Origin of the sequence: Achromobacter sp. PD1 (genome assembly GCF_048541815.1) — a bacterium.
Lineage (GTDB): Bacteria > Pseudomonadota > Gammaproteobacteria > Burkholderiales > Burkholderiaceae_B > Achromobacter > Achromobacter bronchisepticus_A.
Genome location: NZ_CP183349.1, coordinates 6,964,569 through 6,982,353 on the forward strand (window position 1 = coordinate 6,964,569; position 17,785 = coordinate 6,982,353).

The 17,785-nt window shown below is 65.5% G+C and carries 19 protein-coding genes; 7 read left to right on the forward strand and 12 right to left on the reverse strand.

What is annotated here, in order from left to right:
• Positions 1-10 precede the first annotated feature (10 nt).
• The 10 genes from ACM1PE_RS32885 to ACM1PE_RS32930 form a co-directional block, all read right to left on the reverse strand.
• Positions 11-820, reverse strand: coding sequence for an ABC transporter ATP-binding protein (locus ACM1PE_RS32885; RefSeq protein ID WP_419342195.1), 810 nt, complete (start codon positions 818-820; stop codon positions 11-13).
• Complete coding sequence (locus tag ACM1PE_RS32890) at positions 817-1,860, reverse strand: FecCD family ABC transporter permease (RefSeq protein ID WP_419342196.1); 1,044 nt, start codon at positions 1,858-1,860, stop codon at positions 817-819. The genes ACM1PE_RS32885 and ACM1PE_RS32890 overlap by 4 nt, the downstream gene beginning before the upstream one ends.
• Positions 1,860-2,549: a tol-pal system protein YbgF gene (ybgF, locus tag ACM1PE_RS32895; RefSeq protein WP_013391489.1), complete on the reverse strand. Its 690-nt coding sequence runs from the start codon at positions 2,547-2,549 to the stop codon at positions 1,860-1,862. The genes ACM1PE_RS32890 and ybgF overlap by 1 nt, the downstream gene beginning before the upstream one ends.
• Positions 2,550-2,635: 86 nt before the next feature.
• On the reverse strand, positions 2,636-3,136 hold the full coding sequence (gene pal / locus ACM1PE_RS32900) for a peptidoglycan-associated lipoprotein Pal (protein ID WP_042796384.1): 501 nt from the start codon (positions 3,134-3,136) through the stop codon (positions 2,636-2,638).
• Between the two features lie 31 nt (positions 3,137-3,167).
• Entirely contained in the window at positions 3,168-4,490 is a 1,323-nt protein-coding gene (gene tolB / locus ACM1PE_RS32905) for a Tol-Pal system beta propeller repeat protein TolB (RefSeq protein ID WP_059373061.1), read from the reverse strand.
• Positions 4,491-4,506: 16 nt separating this feature from the next.
• Positions 4,507-5,619 carry a cell envelope integrity protein TolA gene (gene tolA, locus ACM1PE_RS32910; protein ID WP_059373011.1) on the reverse strand — a complete coding sequence of 371 codons (1,113 nt, stop codon included), beginning with the start codon at positions 5,617-5,619 and terminating at the stop codon, positions 4,507-4,509.
• A gap of 39 nt (positions 5,620-5,658) precedes the next feature.
• Positions 5,659-6,117, reverse strand: a complete 459-nt coding sequence (gene tolR / locus ACM1PE_RS32915; protein ID WP_059373013.1) for a protein TolR — start codon at positions 6,115-6,117, stop codon at positions 5,659-5,661.
• Entirely contained in the window at positions 6,117-6,797 is a 681-nt protein-coding gene (gene tolQ, locus ACM1PE_RS32920; protein WP_054458511.1) for a protein TolQ, read from the reverse strand. Before tolQ ends, tolR begins: the two co-directional genes overlap by 1 nt.
• 2 nt (positions 6,798-6,799) lie before the next feature.
• Positions 6,800-7,222, reverse strand: a complete 423-nt coding sequence (gene ybgC / locus ACM1PE_RS32925; protein WP_059373015.1) for a tol-pal system-associated acyl-CoA thioesterase — start codon at positions 7,220-7,222, stop codon at positions 6,800-6,802.
• Between the two features lie 53 nt (positions 7,223-7,275).
• Positions 7,276-9,003, reverse strand: a complete 1,728-nt coding sequence (locus ACM1PE_RS32930) for a proline--tRNA ligase (protein ID WP_419342197.1) — start codon at positions 9,001-9,003, stop codon at positions 7,276-7,278.
• A gap of 65 nt (positions 9,004-9,068) precedes the next feature.
• On the opposite strand from ACM1PE_RS32930, the gene ACM1PE_RS32935 reads away from it, so the two are divergent.
• The 6 genes from ACM1PE_RS32935 (at position 9,069) to ACM1PE_RS32960 (ending at position 15,086) form a co-directional block, all read left to right on the forward strand.
• On the forward strand, positions 9,069-9,641 hold the full coding sequence (locus tag ACM1PE_RS32935; RefSeq protein ID WP_042796390.1) for an RNA pyrophosphohydrolase: 573 nt from the start codon (positions 9,069-9,071) through the stop codon (positions 9,639-9,641).
• Positions 9,622-10,308, forward strand: a complete 687-nt coding sequence (locus ACM1PE_RS32940; RefSeq protein ID WP_008157866.1) for a response regulator — start codon at positions 9,622-9,624, stop codon at positions 10,306-10,308. The genes ACM1PE_RS32935 and ACM1PE_RS32940 overlap by 20 nt, the downstream gene beginning before the upstream one ends.
• Before the next feature lie 30 nt (positions 10,309-10,338).
• On the forward strand, positions 10,339-11,841 hold the full coding sequence (locus ACM1PE_RS32945; protein WP_059373063.1) for a sensor histidine kinase: 1,503 nt from the start codon (positions 10,339-10,341) through the stop codon (positions 11,839-11,841).
• A gap of 242 nt (positions 11,842-12,083) precedes the next feature.
• Positions 12,084-12,512 carry a tripartite tricarboxylate transporter TctB family protein gene (locus ACM1PE_RS32950; protein ID WP_118932598.1) on the forward strand — a complete coding sequence of 143 codons (429 nt, stop codon included), beginning with the start codon at positions 12,084-12,086 and terminating at the stop codon, positions 12,510-12,512.
• Positions 12,513-12,518: 6 nt separating this feature from the next.
• Entirely contained in the window at positions 12,519-14,048 is a 1,530-nt protein-coding gene (locus ACM1PE_RS32955; RefSeq protein WP_059373021.1) for a tripartite tricarboxylate transporter permease, read from the forward strand.
• 108 nt (positions 14,049-14,156) lie between these two features.
• On the forward strand, positions 14,157-15,086 hold the full coding sequence (locus ACM1PE_RS32960) for a 2-hydroxyacid dehydrogenase (protein WP_059373023.1): 930 nt from the start codon (positions 14,157-14,159) through the stop codon (positions 15,084-15,086).
• Here ACM1PE_RS32960 and ACM1PE_RS32965 read toward each other — a convergent pair.
• Complete coding sequence (locus ACM1PE_RS32965; protein ID WP_054458519.1) at positions 15,080-16,015, reverse strand: LysR family transcriptional regulator; 936 nt, start codon at positions 16,013-16,015, stop codon at positions 15,080-15,082. The genes ACM1PE_RS32960 and ACM1PE_RS32965 overlap by 7 nt on opposite strands.
• Before the next feature lie 152 nt (positions 16,016-16,167).
• Here ACM1PE_RS32965 and ACM1PE_RS32970 point away from each other — a divergent pair, with 152 nt between their 5' ends.
• Positions 16,168-16,797, forward strand: a complete 630-nt coding sequence (locus tag ACM1PE_RS32970) for an FMN-dependent NADH-azoreductase (RefSeq protein WP_059373026.1) — start codon at positions 16,168-16,170, stop codon at positions 16,795-16,797.
• A gap of 66 nt (positions 16,798-16,863) precedes the next feature.
• On the opposite strand, the gene ACM1PE_RS32975 is transcribed toward ACM1PE_RS32970, so the two are convergent.
• On the reverse strand, positions 16,864-17,769 hold the full coding sequence (locus ACM1PE_RS32975; protein WP_419342198.1) for an NAD(P)-dependent oxidoreductase: 906 nt from the start codon (positions 17,767-17,769) through the stop codon (positions 16,864-16,866).
• Between the last annotated feature and the right edge of the window lie 16 nt (positions 17,770-17,785).

The window sequence follows — 17,785 nt, forward strand, 5'->3', positions numbered from 1 at the left end:
TGTCCCGCGTTCAGTGCGGGCGCGCTTGCAGCCCGTCGATCAGCACCTGCCGCAGGCCGCGCGAGCAGGCCTCCACCCGTCCTTCCACCCCGTAGACCGCCGCCAGCGATGCCGGCGTGATCACGTCCGCCGGCAGGCCCGCCGCGTGCAGCCGGCCGTCATGGATCATGACGGCCCGGTCGGCGTGCTGTAGCGCCACGTTCAGGTCATGCAGCACGATGACGCTGATCAGGCCGTGTTCCAGGGTTTCCTGTCGCAGCAGCTGCATGACGTGGAACTGGTAGTTCAAGTCCAGCGCCGACAGCGGTTCGTCCAGCAGCAGCACGCGCGGGTGGCGGATCAAGGCCTGCGCCAGTCCCACCAGCTGCTTCTGTCCGCCGGACAGCGAATCCAGGTACTGCAAGGCCAGATGGGCAATGCCCAGGCGCTCCAGCAGCCGGTCTATGGCTTGCATGTCCACCGGCGTACCCAGGCCGTCGCCCGCCTTGGCCGCCACCAGCACGGATTCGAACACCCGCAGGTGCACGGCCGCGGGCAAGCCCTGGGGCAGGTAGACCACGTGGCGCGCGCGTTCGCCGAAGCTCTGGCGTAGCAGGTCGCGGCCGTCCAGCGTGACCTGTCCGGCGCGCACGCGGACCAGGCCCGCCAGGGTCTTGAGCAGGGTGGATTTGCCGCTGCCGTTGGGGCCGAGCAGAGCGCTCACCTGGCCGGCGGGCAACTCGGGTATCGACAGCGCATGCAGCACGTCCGAGCGTCCGTAGCCGGCCGTGAGGCCGCGCACGGATAGCGTCGTTGCTGCAGCGGTGCGCGGCGCGGTCATGGCATCTGCCGGCGCAGCACCACCGACGCGAAAAAGGGTATGCCGACCAGGGCGGTCACGATGCCCACCGGCACGACCACGCCCGGCATGAGGTTCTTGGAGGCGATCGACGCCAGTGACAGGATCACCGCGCCCACCAGCGCGCTGCCCGGCAGGAAGTAGCGGTGGTCCTCGCCGAACAGCCGCCGCGCAATGTGCGGCGCGACCAACCCGATGAAGCCTATCGTGCCGACAAAGGCCACCGCCAGCGCCGACAGCAGGCTGACCCGGGCCAGCGCCGCAACGCGCACGCGGCGCACGTCCACGCCGAAGCTCGCGGCGCGGTCCTCGCCCAGGCGCAGCGCGGTCAGTTTCCAGGATTGGCGCATGGCCAGCGGCAGCGCCACGGCAAAGGCCGCCGCCAGCACGCCGACCGTGGTCCAGCTGGAACGCGACAAGCTGCCCATGGTCCAGAACACCAGGTTCTGCAGCGCCTCGGCGCTGGCCATGAACTGCACCAGCGACACCAGCGCATTGAAGGTGAACAGCATGGCGATGCCGAACAGCACCACGCCCGAGGTATTCATGCCGCCCCAACGGGTCACGGCGTCCAGCATCAAGGCCGCCAGCAGCGCAAACAGGAAAGCGTTGCCGGCCACCAGCCAGCCAGCGGGAACGCCGGGCAGGCCCAGTTGCAGCACGATGGCCAGCGAGGCGCCAAAGGCCGCGGCGGACGACACGCCCAGCGTAAATGGGCTGGCCAAGGGGTTGTTCAGGATGGTCTGCATTTCCGCGCCCGCCATCCCCAGCGCCATGCCGACCAGGGCGGCCATCAACGTCGACGGCAGGCGGATGTCCCACACGATGACTCGGGTGGTCGGATCAGCCGAGGCGGGTGCAGTGAGCGTCTGCCACAGTTCGCCCCAGGGCAGGCCCGAGGGGCCGACGGTGAAGTCGGCCAGCAGCGCAATGAAAAGCGCCGCCAGCAGCAGGGCGATAAGCCCTGCCCGGCGGCGCAGGATGTGCCGGTATGCGGCAACCGCGCTCGCGGCAGGCGGCATTACTGCAGCAGCTGCAGACGGCTCTTGGCCGTGCTGGCGGCCGGCGTGGTCGGGTAGTCGCGAACAATGCGCTGCAGCGTCGTCTTGGCGCCGGCGCGATTGTTCATTTCGATCTGGCTGCCGGCGATCACCAGCAGAGCATCCGGCGCGCGCGCGTTGTCCGGGGCCTTCTGGACCATGGCGTTCAACTGCTCGATGGCGCCCTTGAAGTCCTTCAGCGCATAGCGGCTGCTGCCCAGGTAGAACTGGGCGCTGGGCGCGAGCTGGCTGGCGGGGTACAGGGCGGTGAAGGCGGCCAGCGATTCGGACGCTTCCTTGTACTGGCCCTTGCGGAACAGGTCGATCGCGCCGTCATAGGCGGCCTGTTCCTGGGGGTCGCCGGCGGAGGCTCCCGGCGGATTGGCGCTGCCCGCCGCGCCGCCCGGCTTGGCCGAGGGCTGCTGGCGCGACACCAATTCGAGCTGGTCGCGCAGTTGGGCGACTTCCTGCTGCAAGGCCTGGATCTGGTCGGCCAATTGCAGCTTGGCGCGCTGGCTTTGTTCGTTCTGCTGCTGCACCTGTTGGCGCAAATCCAGGATGGCCCGGCGGGCCTCATCGTCGGAAAAAGCGTGGGCGGGCGCCGCAAGGGCCGCAAGCACCAAGCCGGTGGCCGCAATCAGAGGACGCAGGGACAGAACGTTATCGCGCATGAAAATTCCCGGGTATAAAAACAAACGTCGGGACGGCCGGTTGACCGTCCCGACGCGTGGTAGGGCTCTAGACTATACGAAAAAGCTTAGCGGCGATAAACGATATCGGCGCGGCGGTTTTCCGCGAAGTCGGCTTCCGACGTACCAGTCGCCTTCGGCTTTTCTTTACCGAAGCTGATGGTTTCGATCTGGTTGTCGCTGACGCCCAGCAGGGTCATCATGCGGCGCACAGCGTCGGCACGGCGCTGGCCCAGGGCCAGGTTGTATTCAGCGCCGCCGCGTTCGTCGGTGTTGCCTTCGATCTTGATGGTCTGCTGTTGATGCGAGGCCAGGTACTTGGCGTGGGTTTCGACCAAGCTGCGGTACTGGTCCGACACCGTGTAGCTGTCGAAGTCAAAGTACACCGAGCGCTGTTGCGCCAGGATGCTTTGGGGGTTGAAGGGATCAAGGATCTGGCCAGAGGCCGAGGATCCTTGGCCAGCGCCTCCGCCCTGACCCGCTTTATCGTCGAGAGGGACGGAGCTGCAAGCTGCCAGGGCGGCAGCCAGAGCGGCGATGGTTAGGCTTTTGGCAATGCGCGACTTCATGATAGTTCCTTTGCAAAGAGAGTCACACGTGTTATCGGGTAAATGGGCCCCAAGTCGGTTCACGTATTTCCCCATTCAGTACCGAAAGCGTCTGCCGTACGCGGCCATCGCTCGAGACACCAGCAAGCACGCTACGGCCATTTTGGATGGCGGCGTAAAGGACTTGCATTCCATTCGGCGCAAAACTCGGGGACTGATCGTCACGACCATCAGTCAACAAGGTCTCGGAGCCTGAGGACAGGTTCAACGATGCGATTCGAAACGCGCCGTCGCGTCTTGCAACGTACAGTAGCGTCGATCCATCGGGGGAAATTCGGGGTGATATGTTGTAACCACCATTAAACGTGAGGCGGCGTGCTTCGCCACCACTCGAGCCGGTCTGGTAGATCTGCGGCCCGCCGCTGCGGTCACTCGTAAAGATAATGGAAGCACCGTCTGGCGTAAAGCTCGGTTCGGTGTCAATCCCGGGAGAACGCGTAACTCGGGTCGGATTCGAGCCGTCGGTCGCGCCAACGATGTAAATTTGCGACAAACCATCGCGGGTCAAAGCCACCGCCAGCTTGCTGCCATCAGGCGACCAGCCCGGTGCACTGTTGTTGCCCTTGAAGTTGGCGACAGGCGAACGGGCGCTGGTGGCCAGATTGTGCACGTAGACGACAGGTTTGCCGGATTCGAAGCTCACATAGGCGAGCTTGGTGCCATCGGGCGACCAGGACGGCGAAATGATGGGCTCGCGCGAACGCAGGGCGACTTGCGGGTTCTGCCCGTCGGCGTCCGCCACCTGCAGTTCGTAGGTGGCGCCCTTCTTCAGCACGTACGCGATACGGGTCGAGAAGACACCCTTAACGCCGGTGATCTTCTCGTAAATGCGGTCGGCGATCTGGTGCGCCACGCGGCGCAGTTCCTGCTCGGTGCCCGAGAACGCCACGCCGTCCAGCTGGCCCTTCTTGACCGTGTCGGCCAGGCGGTAGCGGACGTCGTAGCGGCCGTCGGCGCCGCGCGTGATGCTGCCGTAGGCGATGAAATCGGCGCCCTTGCCACGCCAGTCGTCATAGGCGATGGGGGAGTCGACGTTCAGGCCGGAACCGGCGGCGTTGATCAGGCGGAACTGGCCCGTGCGGGTCAGGTCGGCGCGGATGACTTCGGCCAGGGCGCGGCCATGGGTGTCGTCGACGGCGAAGTCGGCGATGGCGACGGGGTATTGGGTGGCGCCGGTACCGGAGATATCGACGCGCAGCTGCGCATGGGCGGGCTTGATGGCCATCAGGCAGGCCAAGGTCAGCATCAGCAGCCCGAGTCCATACGATCGCCAGAGAGCGAGGGGGGGTACTCGTCGGCTATAAGCGGGAGTCATATTCATCAATCTCCTGTCAATCATACATTCTGTACACAACGTCAATAATGGGTTCGTAGCGGCCCGTCGAGGGCTTCGGGAAGGGGTTGCAACGGCGGATGCCCGTCTCGACCGCGCGGTCGAAGCCGGCATTGCCCGAAGAACTGGTCAAGGTGACGCCATTGACCTTCCCGTCGGAACCTAACTGTACCCGGTATTGTGCCGTGGGATTTTCCGATCCGCTGCGGGCCGGGGGCGGATAAGCCACCCCGGGTTGCACGCAGGCGCGGACCTTGGCGCCATAGCCGCTGTCGCGCCCGCCGCCCGCCTGATTGCGGTCGGCCGTGCCGCCGGGGATGCCGGCGGCGCCCAGGGCGTCGTTGCGGAAGGCATCCTTCAGCGCCTTGTCGGCGGCGGCCTTCTTGGCGGCTTCTTCCTTGGCCTTCTTCTCGGCCGCAGCTTTTTTCTCGGCGGCAGCCTTTTCGGCCGCGGCTTTTTCCTCGGCAGCCTTGTCGGCAGCGGCCTTTTCGGCGGCGGCCTTGTCTGCCGCGGCCTTCTTGGCGGCGTCGTCCTTGGCCTTCTTCTCGGCGGCAGCCTTGTCGGCGGCGGCTTTCTCGGCGGCCTTTTCGGCAGCAGCCTTCTCAGCAGCCTGGCGTTCCTGCTCCAGACGCTTCTTTTCCTTCAGTTCGGCCTGCTTGCGTTCTTCGTCGAGGCGCGCCTTTTCCTTGGCGGCTTCGGCAGCCTGGCGTGCCTTTTCCTCTTGTTCGCGCTTTTTCTTGGCTTCCTGCAGCGCGATCTCGGGGTCGACTTCCTCGGTCTTGGGCTGGGCTTGGGGCTCAGGCTTGGGGGGAGGGGGCGGCGGCGGGGGAGGCTCGGGCGCCTTTTCAGGCTCCGGCTTCGGTTCCGGCTTGGGCTGAGGCTTCGGGGGTTCGGGTTGCGGCGTGGGCGGCGGCGAGACGGGCGAATTGCCGTCTGCCCAGAGCTGCACCTGCACGGGGCCGGGGCTCTCGGAGCGCCAGTTCACGCCAAAGATCAAGACGATCAGCAGCAGCACGTGCACGGCCACGGCCAGGATCAATGCCTTCCGGTTGTCGTGGTTGGGCGGGGTGGCCGGGGGGCCGCTGCGGTGTCGGATTATGGGTGGCGTCATGAGCGTTGCAAGCCGGCGTCGCCGGCGGAAGGCGTCGCGTTAGCGTTTTTTCGCGGGAGCAGGCTGGGATGCGCCGGCGGACTGGTCCACCAGCAGACCCAGGCGGGTGATGCCGCTGGTGCGAAGTTCATCCATGACCTTCACGACCGTTTCGTACGGCACCTTGCCGTCGGCGGCGATGACCACCGGGGTTTCCGCGGTAATGCGCGAACGCACTTGCGCCACCAGCTCGGGGCGCGCGATGTCCTGCATGGTGGCGCCGGGTTCGCGCATGCGCAGGGCGATCTTGCCGTCTTCCGAAATCTGGACTTCCAGCGGCTTGACCGGCACGTCCGAAGCCGCGCCGACGGAGGGCAGCTGGATCAGGCCGGGCGTGATGAGAGGAGCGGTCACCATGAAGATGACCAGCAGCACCAGCATCACGTCGATGTACGGCACCACGTTGATGTCGGCCTTCATGCGGCGGCCGGACCTGCCGCGTGAGCTTACCGAGGGCATTAGCGCACCTGCCGTTGCAGAATGTTCAGGAATTCATCGACGAAGCTGTCGAAACGGATCGAGATGCGATCGATGTCGTTCGTGAAGCGGTTGTAGGCGACCACGGCGGGAATGGCCGCGAACAGGCCGATGGCGGTGGCGATCAGCGCTTCCGCGATGCCGGGAGCCACCGAGGCCAGGGTGGCCTGCTGCATGTTCGACAGGCCGATGAAGGCGTGCATGATCCCCCAGACCGTGCCCAGCAGGCCGATGTAAGGGGACACGGAGCCGGCCGAAGCCAGGAAGTTCAGGTGCGATTCCAGCGAATCCATCTCGCGCTGGTAGGCGGCGCGCATGGCGCGGCGCGGGCCGTCCAGCAGGGCGGTGGCGTCGCCGGAGGCATTGCCGCGGCGGGCCTTCAGGAATTCGGTCATGCCGGCATCGAAGATGCGGGCCAGCGCGCCTTGCTCGTCGCGGCGCGAGGCCACGGCCTGTTGCAGCATGGACAGGTCGCCGCCCGACCAGAAATCGTCTTCGAAGCGGCGGGTCTGGGCATGGGCCCGCTTGATCGCCAGCCGCTTGGCGAAGATGTAGGTCCAGGACATGATCGAAATGCCCAACAGCATCAGCATGATCAGCTGGACCGGCACGCTGGCGTGCGAAATCAGCGAAAGCAACGACATGTCGTTGGTGACTTGCATGGTTATTCCTGAATGAATTCCAGTTTGGCGCGAACGTCAGCCGGCAACTCCGCCGGCCGCATGTGAATGGCATCGACGCAGCAGACTTGGATGTTGCCGTCGGCAAGCAGTTCCCCGTCGCGTTCCGCGCGTTGCGCGAAGTGTATCGAAGCGCGGCCGAGTCGTGTGATCCGGCTGCGTATGGTAAGTAAATCGTCCAGCCTGGCCGGCTTGCGGTAGGACATGTCCAGGGAGCGGACAACGAATAGACGTTGTTCGCTGGCCGCCAGGTTGGACTGGTTGACCCCCAGATTGCGCAGCCACTCGGTGCGTGCGCGTTCCAGGAATTTCAAGTAGTTGGCGTAGAAAACCACTCCGCCTGCATCCGTGTCTTCGTAGTAGACACGGACCTGCAGGACGGATTCGGCGGACTTCGGATCGGTCACGATGGATAGAAAAGGGCAGTCGGGACGCGGAAAGTCCGTAGTTACTATAAGGTTTACAGCGTGTCGAGTTTCGTCAGCACGGCTTCAAGCGCGGACTCTACCGGAATCTTGGCCGCTTCGGTTTCCCGACGGGCCTGCAATTCCACCACACCATCGTTCAGGCCGCGTTCTCCAACTGTTACACGCAGCGGCGCGCCGATCAGCTCCCATTCAGCAAACATCACGCCCGGGCGGGCATCGCGGTCGTCCAGGATGACGTCCACGCCGCGCGCCAGGAGGGATTCGTAGAGCTTTTGCGCGGTGTCACGCACGGTTTCACTTTTGCCCCAGCCGACCGGGCAGATTACCACTTCGAAGGGGGCGATCGCGCGCGGCCAGATGATGCCGCGGGCATCGTGGTTCTGCTCGATGGCCGCGCCCACGATGCGGGTCACGCCGATACCGTAGCAGCCCATTTCCAGGACGGCGGGCTTGCCGGTTTCGTCCAGGAAGGTGGCCTTGAGGGCTTCCGAGTACTTCTTGCCCAGGTAGAACACGTGGCCGACTTCGATGCCGCGCTGGATCGACAGGGTGCCCTTGCCGTCCGGCGAGGGGTCGCCGGCGACTACGTTGCGCAGGTCCGCCACCAGCTCGGGCTCGGGCAGGTCACGGCCCCAGTTCACGCCCTGGATGTGGAAATCTTCCTTGTTCGCGCCGCAGACGAAATCGGCCATGTTGGCCACGGTGCGGTCGGCAATGACGTGCACGGGACGGACGGTCTTGACCGGGCCCAGGTAGCCGGGCTTGCAGCCGAAGGTTTCGACAATCTCGGTTTCCGTGGCGAAGCGGAAGCCGGCCAGGCCGGGCAGCTTGCCGGCCTTGATTTCGTTGAGTTCGTGGTCGCCGCGCAGCAGCAGCAGCCAGATGTCGGCGCCTTTCTCGCCGTCGGTGGCCAGCACGATGGACTTGATCGTGCGCTCCAGCGGCAGGCCCAGCAGCTTGGCCACGTCTTCGCACTTGGCGGCGCCCGGCGTGGGCACTTCGGCCATGGCCTGGGCGGGCTCGGCGCGGGTCGGGTACAGGCCGGGGGCCTCGGCCAGCTCCATGTTGGCGGCGTATTCCGAATCGGCGTTGTAGACCAGCAGGTCTTCGCCGGTGTCGGCGATCACCTGGAATTCGTGGCTGCGGGTGCCGCCGATCGAGCCCGTGTCAGCGGCCACGGCGCGGAATTCCAGACCCAGGCGGCCGAAAATGCGCATGTAGGCGTTGAACATGGTGTCGTAGCTGGCCTGAGCGCCGGCTTCGTCGCGGTCGAAGGAATAGGCGTCCTTCATGGTGAATTCGCGGCCGCGCATCAGGCCGAAGCGCGGGCGGCGCTCGTCCCGGAACTTGGTCTGGATGTGATAGAAGTTCACCGGCAGCTGGCGATAGCTGTGGATTTCGTTGCGCGCGATGTCCGTGATGACTTCCTCGGACGTGGGCTGCAGCACGAAATCGCGCTGGTGCCGGTCCTTGATGCGCAGCAGCTCGGCGCCGTATTGCTCCCAGCGGCCCGATTCCTGCCAGAGCTCGGCCGGCTGCACCACCGGCATCAGCAGCTCGATCGCACCCGCGGCATTCATTTCTTCGCGGACGATGGCCTCGACCTTGCGGATGACTTTCAGCCCCAGGGGCATGTAGGTGTAGATGCCGCCCGCGAGCTTGCGGATCATCCCTGCCCGGGTCATCAGCTGATGGCTGGCGACTTCGGCTTCGGAAGGGGCTTCTTTGAGGGTGTTGATGTGGTAGTTGGATGCGCGCATGTTTAAAGGTGGCTGCAGATACGTATAATCGATCGTAATTGTATTGAATTCGGTGGGGGTGGCCCATGCTTGACCGCGAAGGCTACCGCCCCAATGTCGGCATCATTCTCGTCAACGGTAGAAACGAGGTCTTTTGGGGCAAGCGTATCAGGGAACATGCCTGGCAGTTCCCCCAAGGCGGCATCAAGTATGGCGAAAGCCCGGTGCAGGCCATGTATCGCGAACTCCATGAAGAGGTGGGCTTGAAGCCCGAGCATGTCCGTATTTTGGGGCGTACACGCGATTGGTTACGTTATAACGTGCCCGATCACTTCGTCCGGCGTGAGTGGCGTGGCCACTATAAAGGACAAAAACAGATTTGGTTCTTGTTGCGCCTGGTAGGACGTGACAGTGACGTGTGCTTGCGCGCGACGCAGCATCCGGAATTCGATGCCTGGCGCTGGAGCCAGTATTGGGTGCCCCTGGATGCCGTGATCGAGTTCAAGCGCGATGTCTACACCCAGGCGCTGAACGAGCTGTCGGCTATCCTCTTCCGGCGCCATCACGAAACCCGCTACTTGCGCCAGCGGGTGCACGGGCAACGGGCAGCAGAGAATCTGCCTGAAGGAACGGACGGTCATGCGCATATTGTTGGTTGAAGACGAACGGGACATGGCGTCCTGGTTGATGCGCGCGCTCGCCCAGAGCGGGTTCGTGCCGGACCACGCGGCCGACGCCCGCACCGCCGAAGCCTTCATGGCCGGTACCGAATACGACGCCATCGTCATGGACCTGCGCCTGCCCGACAAGCACGGGCTGGTGGTGCTGCGCGAAATGCGCAACCGCGACGACCGCACCCCGGTGCTGCTGTTGACTGCCCAAGGCGCTCTGCAGGACCGCGTGCGCGGCCTGAACCTGGGCGCGGACGACTTCCTCACCAAGCCCTTCGCGCTCGAGGAACTGGAAGCGCGCCTGACGGCGCTGGTGCGCCGCAGCCGCGGCCGCCAGCATCCGCGCCTGCAATGCGGTTCGCTGTCCTACGACAGCGAAAGCCGCGCCTTCACCCTGGACGGCTCGCTGCTGTTTCTGACGCCGCGCGAGCATGCCGCGCTGGCCGCCTTGCTTACCCGCAGCGGCTATCCGGTGGACAAGTCCCAGCTGTTCGGCAAGGTGTTCACGCACGATAGCGAAGCCAATCCCGACGCCATCGAGGTGGTGCTGCATCGGCTGCGCAAGAAGCTGGCCGGCAGCGACGTGCGCATCGTCACCGTGCGCGGGCTGGGCTACATGCTGGAAAGCGTCGCCAGCGAGTCCGCGGAATCCTGAGTGAGGCTGCGGCTATCCGAGCTGCCGCGCGTGGGCATCCGCGCGCTGCTGATCATTCTGCTGCTGCCGGGCGTGATCGTGCTGCTGGTCGTGGACAGCGTGAACGACTACCGCACGCTGGCCGAGATCACCAACGAAGCCTACGACAGCGCCCTGGTCGAGCCTGCCCGGGTGCTGGAAAGCAGCCTGGAATTCACGCCTGACGGCAACCTGCAGGTCGCTACGCCGCTGTACGCGCAGGTGATGCTCGAGTCCCGCGCGGGCCTGCGCAAGTATTTCCGCATCGAAGAGATCGATCCGCCGCTGCCGGACGGAGCCGCCGTGCCCACCGAGCCGGGCAAGACCTTGCTCGGCATGCCGGAGATGCCGCGTCCGCCTGCCTGGCCGCGTTCCAACAGCCAGCCCGTTTTCTACGACAGCGTCTATCGCAACGATCCCGTGCGCGTCGTCGCGGTGGTGCGCGACCTGTACTACCAGGGGCAGCACCGCCAGGTGCTGGTCGTGGTGGCCGAAAGCACAGGCAAGCGCATCGAGGCCGAGAACAACGCCCGGCGCCAGGAAATCCTGCGCGACACGCGCATGCTGGCGCTGGTCGCGCTGCTGGTGTGGTGGGGCGTGTCGTGGGCGTTGAAGCCGCTGCGCCGGCTGCGCAACGATATCCGCGCGCGCCGCCCCGATGACCTGACGCCGCTGGACGCCTCGCGCGTGCCCAGCGAAGTGGCGCCGCTGGTCGATGCGGTCAATCACCATATCGCCCGCTACCGCCGCGTCCTCGACGAGCAGTCGCAGTTCCTGGCCGATGCTTCGCATCAATTGCGCACGCCGCTGGCCATCATGCTGACGCAGGCGCAGTACGCGCTGCGCGAACGCGATCCGGCCCGGGCGCAGGAGGGCCTGCGCGGCATCGTCGACCAGCTGGGCCGCACGCGCCGCCTGACTGAACAGCTGCTGTCGCTGGCTCACGCCAACCAGGCCGACCAGTTGCCAAGGCAACTGCTGGACATGAACGCCGTGTCGCGCGAGGTGGTGCTGCAGTACCTGCCGCTGGCGCATGAAAAGCAGCAGGACCTGGGCTGGGTGCAGGCGGGTTCCGAAGAGGGCCAGGAAATCCCCGCGCCGGTGTCGGGCAACGAGGCCGAACTGCACGAAGCCTTGTCGAACCTGGTGCACAACGCCATCCACTACGCGCCTGCTGGCGCGCGCATCACCGTGTCGGTCTGCTGCCGCGACAACCGCGCCGAGGTTGCCGTTTCCGACAACGGGCCGGGGCTGGACCCGATACTGCGCCAGCGCGCCTTCGCGCGTTTCGAGCGGGTCGGCACGGACAAGCCGGTCGCCTCGTCGGGCTCGGGCCTGGGGCTGGCGATCGCCCGCGCTTACGCACGCCGCAACGATGGCGACATCGAATTGCGCGACGGCGAACCGAACGCGCAAGGTGGCGTCGGCCTGGCTTCCGTGCTGTGGCTGCCGCTAGCGGCCATCGTCTCGCAATATCCTCGTCCGCTCGATGTCGAGCTCAAGGGCGATCAGTAACTTCTCCGCATTTCCGCATTCATGTGCGGCTTCCGTTCAGGGATAACCCCCGGATTCAGGAGCACGACAGCGCATAGAAAGCGGATTAGCAGCTTCCTTCCGTAATCTGCGTCCGGACCTGTCGTCAGGCACCGGGCGGCGCTCGTTCGAGCGTGTATCCCGGCGAGGCGTGCGGCCGCACTACGAAGGAGGATGAAGTGCAAAAGACAATCAATAGAAAGGACTATTACGGCGGAGCGCTGATGGTCCTCATTGGGCTGGGGGCGATTTACGGCGGCACCGACTATCACATCGGCACCCTGAGCCACATGGGCCCCGGATTTTTCCCGGCGGCGCTCGGCGGCCTGCTGGCGCTGACCGGCGTGCTGATCGCCATCTCGGCGCGTTCGGGCGAGTCGTCCGCGCCGCCGCCCGGCGACGGCCATGGCCACGGCCTGCCCGATTTCCGCGGCGGCGCCTGCATCCTGCTGGGCATCCTGGCCTTCCTGCTGCTGGGCCACTACGGCGGCTTGCTGCCCGCCACGTTCGCCATCGTGTTCATTTCGGCGCTGGGCGACCGCAACAACACGATCAAGCAGGCTCTGCTGCTGTCGATCGCCATGACCGTCATCGCGGTCGTCGTCTTCTGGTGGGCGTTGCAGTTGCAGCTTCCGCTGTTTCGCTGGGGTTGAAGCGCCATGATTTCTCAATCTTTGATGGACCTCTGGTACGGCTTCGGCGTCGCCTTCCAGTGGCACAACCTGATGTGGTCGTTCTTCGGCGTGCTGGTGGGCAACCTCATCGGCGTGCTGCCCGGCATGGGCGCGCTGTCGGCCATTTCCATTCTGCTGCCGCTGACCTACGTAATGCATCCGGTGCCCGCCATCCTGATGCTGGCCGGCATCTTCTACGGTTCGCAGTACGGCGGCGCCATCGGCGCGATCCTGCTCAACCTGCCTTCGCATCCGCCGCACGCGGTCACCTGCCTGGACGGCTATCCGCTGACCAAACAGGGCAAGGGCGGAACCGCGCTCGGCATCACGATGATCTGTTCGTTCTTCGCCGCGTCGGTGGGGATCATCGTCATGATCTTCGCGTCGCCGCTGCTGGTTGAAGTGGCGTTCAAGTTCGGTCCCACCGAGATCTTTTCGATCATGCTGTTGGGCCTCTTGGCCGGCGCCACGATGTCGCGCGGCTCGCCGCTCAAGGGCGTGGCGATGACCTTGTTTGGCCTGATGTGCGGCGTGGTGGGCACGGACGTGAATACCGGCACCATCCGCTTTTCGTTCGGGCTGCTGGACCTGTCCGACGGCCTGGAACTGGTGGCGATTTCCATGGGCCTGTTCGGCGTGGCCGACTTCCTCATGAGCGTCAACCGCATGACCATCATCGGCAGCGGCGCCAAGCTGCGCCTGCGCGACATGCGGCCCAGCAAGCAGGAGCTCAAGACCGCCTTCTGGCCCATGGTGCGCGGCACGGCGGTAGGCACGCTGTTCGGCGCCATGCCCGGCACCGGCCCCACCATCACCACCTTCGTGGCCTATGCGCTGGAGCGCAAGATCTCCAAGACGCCCGAGAAGTTCGGCACCGGCATGATCGCCGGCGTGGCGTCGCCGGAAGCGTCCTCGCACTCCAAGACGCAGGTCGACTTCATCCCCACGATGAGTCTGGGCATCCCCGGCGACGCCGTGATGGCGCTGATCCTGGGCGCGCTGCTGATCCAGGGCATCCAGCCCGGCCCGCAGCTGATCACCGAGCATCCGGACATCTTCTGGGGCCTGATCGCCAGCTTCTGGGTGGGTAACGTGCTGCTCATGGTGCTGAACGTGCCGCTGATCGGCGTGTGGGTGAAGTTGCTGCAGGTGCCGTACCGCTACCTGTTCCCGTCGGCGCTGTTCTTCATCGCGGTGGGGGTGTTCAGCACCCAGAACAGTCTCTTCCAGATTTGGGAGGTGCTGGCTTTCGGTGTGATCGGCGCCATCCTCATGACGCTGGAATTCTCGGTCGCGCCCATCCTGCTCGGCTTCGTGCTTGGCCCCATGGTCGAAGAGAACTTCCGCCGCGCGTTGCTGCTGTCCCGCGGCGATCTGGCGGTGTTCGTGGAGCGCCCGATCAGCGCGTGGTTCATCGGCGCGAGCGCCTTGCTGGTGTTCCTGCAGGTGTGGGCCTTCCTGCGCCGCAACAAGAACAAGGGCAAAGGCAAGCCCGAGGTGCCGCAGGCGGCCTGAGCGCTTTTCCGTTTGTCTGCACGCGGCCCGGCCATATGCCGGGCCGTTTGATTTGTGCGGCGGCATCCCTCATGCTTGAGGCTTCCCGAGCCTGCACACAGAGCCACCATGCACATACTCTTTGCCTGTCCCCACCATGATCCCGCCGCCTGGGTTCCGCTGCTGGAAGCCGCCATGCCCGGATGCCGCATTTCCGTGTGGAATCCGGACGGCCCGCCCTCGGGCGCGCAGGCGGCGCTGGTGTGGCGTCCGCCGGCCGAACTCTTCAAGCACGAAACCGGCCTGACCACGCTGTTCAATCTGGGCGCGGGCGTCGACGCCTTGCTGAAGATGCCCGAGATTCCGCCGCAGGTGCGCATCGTCCGCCTGGAAGACGCGGGCATGTCGGTGCAGATGGCGGAATACGCGCTGTATGCGCTGCTGCGCGTCTCGCGCGATTTCGAAGCGTTCGACCATGCGCAGGCGCGGCAGCATTGGGACACCCGTGAAGGTTCGCGGCAGGCGGACTGGCCGGTGGGCGTGCTGGGCCTGGGGCAGGTAGGCGCCAGGGTCGCTCAGACCCTGGCCGAATTCGGCTACCCCGTGGCGGGTTGGTCGCGCACGCCGCGCGAGATTCCCGGCGTCGAAACCTTTGCGGGAGCGGCCGCCTTGCCGGCGTTCCTGGCCCGCACGCGCTTCCTGGTGAACGTGCTGCCGCTCACGCCGGACACGGTCGGCATCCTCAACCGCGAAACGCTGTCGCAACTGCTGCCGCATGCGCATCTGGTCAACGTCGGCCGGGGCGAGCATCTGGTCGAGGACGATCTGGTGCAGATGCTCGAAGAAGGCGAGATCGACGGCGCCACGCTGGACGTCTTCCACACCGAGCCCTTGCCCAAGGACCACGCGTTCTGGCGCGATGCGCGCGTGCATGTGACGCCGCACATCGCGGCGCGCACCTTGCGCGACGAGAGCATCCGCCAGATCGCGGGCAAGGTCGCGCAGCTGCAGCGCGGCGAAGCCATCACCGGCGTGGTGGACCGCTCGCGCGGCTACTGAGCCGGCGGCAGCGGAGCCTTTTCCAGCCGCTGATACATCGCGGGCAGGCGCTCCGACAGGAAATCGAGCAGGGCGCGCACGGCGGGCATCATGCCCCGCCGCGACGGATAGATGCAATGCACGATGCCCTCGGGCGACTGCCATTGCGGCAGAACCTGCACCAGCTGGCCGCGCCGCAGCTGTTCATGCGTGGCGATCGAGGGCAGCAGGGCGATGCCGCGGCCGCGCACCGCGGCCTCGGTCAGCACGATGAAGTCGTTGCATGACAGCTGCGGCTTCAATTCCACGTGCACCTCTTCACCCTTGTCGTTGCGTAGCGGCCAGCGCACTTCGTTTTGCGGATCGCTGAAGCTCAGCGTGGTGTGCGTGGCGAGATCCTGCGGGGTGTCGGGCGTGCCATGGCGCTGCAGATAGCTGGGGCTGGCGACCAGCGTGCCGCGCGCCGTGCCGAAGTGGCGCACGACCAGTTCGGCGTCGGTATCCAGCTTGGTGCGCACGCGCAGGGCCAGGTCCACGCCCTCGCGGATCAGGTCCACGCGGCGGTTGGTCACCAGCAACTGCACCGACACGGCGGGCCAGGCGTCCAGGAATTCGGGCAACAGCGGCGACAGCACGTCCTGCGCGATGGACACGGGGCAGCTCACGATCACGGGGCCGGTGGGCTCGGCCTGCAGTTGCCGCATGGCGTCGTCGGCGGCGCGCGCCGATGCGGCCATTTCGCGGCAATAGTGCAGATAACGCTCGCCGGCCGAGGTCAGGCGCAAGCGCCGCGTCGTGCGCTGCAAAAGACGCACGCCCAGGCTTTCCTCCAGGTGCGAGATCCGGCGCGACAAGCGGGATTTCGGGATGTCCAACACCCTGGCCGCGGCGCTGAAGCCTCCCTGTTCGACTACCTGGGAAAAGTAGTAGAGGTCGTTGAGATCTTGCATGATTGTTCTATTCCTGGAACGAATAGTTCATCATAACCGGATTTATGTGAACAATTAACCCGTCTACAGTGACGCCATGCACTCGGGATCTGATCAAAGCCTACGGATCCTGACCGCCCGCAGCGAGCGGGCCCTCACTGGAGAAATTTGCAATGAAGACCCTGGTTATCCTTTCCTCTATTCTCGGCGATCGTTCCAACAGCAAGCAATTGGCCGATCACCTGATCAACCGCGTCAAGGCGTCTAATCCGGCCGCGGCCATCAAGGTCCGCGACATCGGCGCCCAGCCCATCCCGTACTTCGACGGAAACACCGCTGGCGCGCTGTTCACCCCGGCCGATGCCCGCAGCGTGGACCAGCAACGCCTGGTTGAGATGAGCGATGCTCTGGTAGCCGAATTGATGGAGGCCGATCGCGTGGTCTTCGCCGTTCCGGTCTACAACTTCAACATGCCCGCCCAGTTCAAGAGCTATCTCGATCATCTCGCCCGCGCCGGCGTCACCTTCCGCTATACCCCCGAAGGCGTGCCCGAAGGCCTGGTCAAGGGCAAGCAGGTGTTCGTGCTGACCGCCCGCGGCGGCAAGGCCGAAGGCACGCCTTCGGACACGATGACGCCTTACCTGCGCCAGATGCTGGCCTTCCTGGGCATGACCGACGTCACCTTCATCGCCGCCGAAGGCATGGCCATGGGCGAAGTGGCCGCGCTGGAAGGCATGGCGCAGGCCAAGCAGCGCATCGACGCGCTGCTGCCCGCCGCGCAGCAGGACAGCCTGGCCGCATAAGCGCAGGCGTCCAAAGCAAAAGGCGAGCCTTGCGGCTCGCCTTTTTTCTTGCCGCAAGGGCAGGGCTCAGTCGCGCAGGCGCTTGATCAGGCTGGAGGTATCCCAGCGGCCGCCGCCCAGCTTCTGCACGTCGCCATAGAACTGGTCCACCAGGGCCGTCAGGGGCAGGCGCGCGCCATTGTGGCGGGCTTCGGCCAGCACCAGGCCCAGATCTTTGCGCATCCAGTCCACCGCGAAGCCGAAGTCGAACTTGTCGTCGACCATGGTGCCGCCGCGGTTCTCCATCTGCCAGCTCTGCGCCGCGCCCTTGCTGATCACGTCCAGCACCAGCTTCATGTCCAGATCGGCAGCCTGGCCGAAGGCGATCGCCTCGGACAGACCCTGCACCACGCCTGCGATGCAGATCTGGTTGACCATCTTGGCCAGTTGGCCGGCTCCGGGCGGACCCACCAGCGTGACCGCGCGGCCGAAGCTCTGCGCCACGGGCTTGATCGCATCGAACACGGCTTGTTCACCGCCGCACATGATGGTCAGCACGCCGTTGACCGCGCCTGCCTGCCCGCCCGACACCGGCGCGTCGACGAAATTCAGGCCTAGGTCCTTGGCCTGCGCGTAGAGTTCGCGCGCCACGTCGGCGGACGCGGTGGTGTGGTCGACGAAGACCGCGCCTGGCGTCATGCCGGCGAACGCGCCGTCGGGACCCAGCACCACGCTGCGCAGGTCGTCGTCATTGCCGACGCAGGCGAACACGATCTGCGCGCCGGCCACGGCTTCGCGCGGCGTGGCTGCGCTCTTGCCGCCGAACTCGGCGACCCAGGCCTGGGCCTTGGCCGGCGAGCGGCTGTAGACCGTGACGTCATGTCCCGCACGCGCCAGATGGCCGGCCATGGGCAGGCCCATCACGCCCAAACCGAGGAAAGTGACTTTCTGGGGTACGACAGCGTCGTAGCTCTTGGTACCGATCGTTGCCATGCAGGGGACTCCGCTT

What these genes read in the sequence shown, in the direction of transcription:
- ACM1PE_RS32885 (WP_419342195.1), bottom strand. Translation starts at nt 820, where the DNA reads ATGACCGCGCCGCGCACCGCTGCAGCAACGACGCTATCCGTGCGCGGC.
- ACM1PE_RS32890 (WP_419342196.1), bottom strand. Translation starts at nt 1,860, where the DNA reads ATGCCGCCTGCCGCGAGCGCGGTTGCCGCATACCGGCACATCCTGCGC.
- ybgF (WP_013391489.1), bottom strand. Translation starts at nt 2,549, where the DNA reads ATGCGCGATAACGTTCTGTCCCTGCGTCCTCTGATTGCGGCCACCGGC.
- pal (WP_042796384.1), bottom strand. Translation starts at nt 3,136, where the DNA reads ATGAAGTCGCGCATTGCCAAAAGCCTAACCATCGCCGCTCTGGCTGCC.
- tolB (WP_059373061.1), bottom strand. Translation starts at nt 4,490, where the DNA reads ATGACTCCCGCTTATAGCCGACGAGTACCCCCCCTCGCTCTCTGGCGA.
- tolA (WP_059373011.1), bottom strand. Translation starts at nt 5,619, where the DNA reads ATGACGCCACCCATAATCCGACACCGCAGCGGCCCCCCGGCCACCCCG.
- tolR (WP_059373013.1), bottom strand. Translation starts at nt 6,117, where the DNA reads ATGCCCTCGGTAAGCTCACGCGGCAGGTCCGGCCGCCGCATGAAGGCC.
- tolQ (WP_054458511.1), bottom strand. Translation starts at nt 6,797, where the DNA reads ATGCAAGTCACCAACGACATGTCGTTGCTTTCGCTGATTTCGCACGCC.
- ACM1PE_RS32930 (WP_419342197.1), bottom strand. Translation starts at nt 9,003, where the DNA reads ATGCGCGCATCCAACTACCACATCAACACCCTCAAAGAAGCCCCTTCC.
- ACM1PE_RS32935 (WP_042796390.1), top strand. Translation starts at nt 9,069, where the DNA reads ATGCTTGACCGCGAAGGCTACCGCCCCAATGTCGGCATCATTCTCGTC.
- ACM1PE_RS32940 (WP_008157866.1), top strand. Translation starts at nt 9,622, where the DNA reads ATGCGCATATTGTTGGTTGAAGACGAACGGGACATGGCGTCCTGGTTG.
- ACM1PE_RS32950 (WP_118932598.1), top strand. Translation starts at nt 12,084, where the DNA reads ATGGTCCTCATTGGGCTGGGGGCGATTTACGGCGGCACCGACTATCAC.
- ACM1PE_RS32955 (WP_059373021.1), top strand. Translation starts at nt 12,519, where the DNA reads ATGATTTCTCAATCTTTGATGGACCTCTGGTACGGCTTCGGCGTCGCC.
- ACM1PE_RS32960 (WP_059373023.1), top strand. Translation starts at nt 14,157, where the DNA reads ATGCACATACTCTTTGCCTGTCCCCACCATGATCCCGCCGCCTGGGTT.
- ACM1PE_RS32965 (WP_054458519.1), bottom strand. Translation starts at nt 16,015, where the DNA reads ATGCAAGATCTCAACGACCTCTACTACTTTTCCCAGGTAGTCGAACAG.
- ACM1PE_RS32970 (WP_059373026.1), top strand. Translation starts at nt 16,168, where the DNA reads ATGAAGACCCTGGTTATCCTTTCCTCTATTCTCGGCGATCGTTCCAAC.
- ACM1PE_RS32975 (WP_419342198.1), bottom strand. Translation starts at nt 17,769, where the DNA reads ATGGCAACGATCGGTACCAAGAGCTACGACGCTGTCGTACCCCAGAAA.